Below are 1,210 nucleotides of genomic sequence, written 5' to 3' on the forward strand. Positions count from 1 at the left end.
CTAGTACAGCCCCAAATAAAAACACCGCTTGAACATCAATCCAAACGGTGTTTTAAATTAACTGACTTTTAATTCCGCCCAAGCCCTTTTGATGATTTCTTGACTGGCTTGTAATGCCAAAAATGCCAAAACAAACGCCACAATTAAATCAGGATATTTTGATTGAAAAAAATAAACTGCCATACCCGCCAAAATTACCGCCACATTACCAATCGCATCGTTTCGGGAACACAACCACACACTGCGGACATTGCTGTCGCCATCACGAAATTTTAATAATATCAACAATGCCGACACATTGATCAATAACGCCAAAAATCCCACAATGCTCATTTCAGAATAACTGGGCATTTCCCCATAAAACACACGATAAATGGTTGTCATTAAAATAAATAAACCAAAACCGCCCATCGTTAGCCCCTTAACCATAGATGCTTTGGCTCGGTAACTTAACGCCATTGGCAAAACAATCAAACTTATCAAATAATTGGCACTGTCGCCCAAGAAATCCAAACTGTCCGACAACAGCGAAGTTGAACCTGATTTAACCCCCATCACAATTTCCACAAAAAACATTGATAAATTTAATATCAAGACAATCCACAAGGCTTTTTTGTACTTGGGCGATTGATGAATGGGCTGATTTGAACCACAACAATTTTGGCACGCCATTTTTTTTGCTCCTGTTTTAAGATGAAATTTGCTATACTATAAACTCCGTAGTCATTACAGGGTCAAGCCAAAATGTCAAAATTTTTTAAAATAAAACAAGCCAGTGAACAAACAGGCGTACATTTGGAAACCATTCGTTATTATGAAAAACAAGGCTTAATCGCCCCTACACATCAACAAAACGGCTATCGTGTGTTTGATGAAAATCAGTTAGAACAATTACGCTTTATTAAAACTTGCCGTAATATCGGTCTTTCTTTAAGTAACATCAAAACGCTGTTGCAATTACAACAAACGCCTAGCAAACAATGCAATGAAATCAATGCACTTGCCGAGCAACATTTGGCATATTTGGACGAACAAATCACAGAACTACAACAAGTTAAAACTTTTCTAATGCAATTTGTGGGTTGTGAAAATAAAACGGTTGATAAGTGTCAGATTATTCAAGGTATTAAAGAAAAAGGGCTATTTTCAAAACCCGGTTGAAACCCCAACCCCATCCATCCTAACACAATCTCTGATTCTTGCAAAATCT

General features: G+C 37.3%; 2 protein-coding genes. One reads left to right on the top strand and one right to left on the bottom strand.

All coding sequences use genetic code 11. The annotated features are described in order from the left end of the window. Positions 1 to 57: 57 nt before the first annotated feature. Positions 58 to 672: a cation diffusion facilitator family transporter gene (locus B0181_RS11620; protein ID WP_078277646.1), complete on the bottom strand. Its 615-nt coding sequence runs from the start codon at positions 670 to 672 to the stop codon at positions 58 to 60. A 72-nt stretch (positions 673 to 744) separates the two neighbouring features. On the opposite strand from B0181_RS11620, the gene B0181_RS11625 reads away from it, so the two are divergent. After that, the gene (locus B0181_RS11625) at positions 745 to 1,161 is read left to right on the top strand and encodes a Cd(II)/Pb(II)-responsive transcriptional regulator (RefSeq protein WP_078277647.1); all 417 of its coding nucleotides are present in this window, start codon (positions 745 to 747) and stop codon (positions 1,159 to 1,161) included. The last annotated feature ends 49 nt before the right edge of the window (positions 1,162 to 1,210 follow it).

The organism is Moraxella caviae (genome assembly GCF_002014985.1).
Taxonomy (GTDB): Bacteria; Pseudomonadota; Gammaproteobacteria; order Pseudomonadales; family Moraxellaceae; genus Moraxella; species Moraxella caviae.

Bases quoted from the DNA above. Each gene is read 5' to 3' on its own strand.
- B0181_RS11620 (WP_078277646.1), bottom strand. From the start codon at position 672: ATGGCGTGCCAAAATTGTTGTGGTTCAAATCAGCCCATTCATCAATCG.
- B0181_RS11625 (WP_078277647.1), top strand. From the start codon at position 745: ATGTCAAAATTTTTTAAAATAAAACAAGCCAGTGAACAAACAGGCGTA.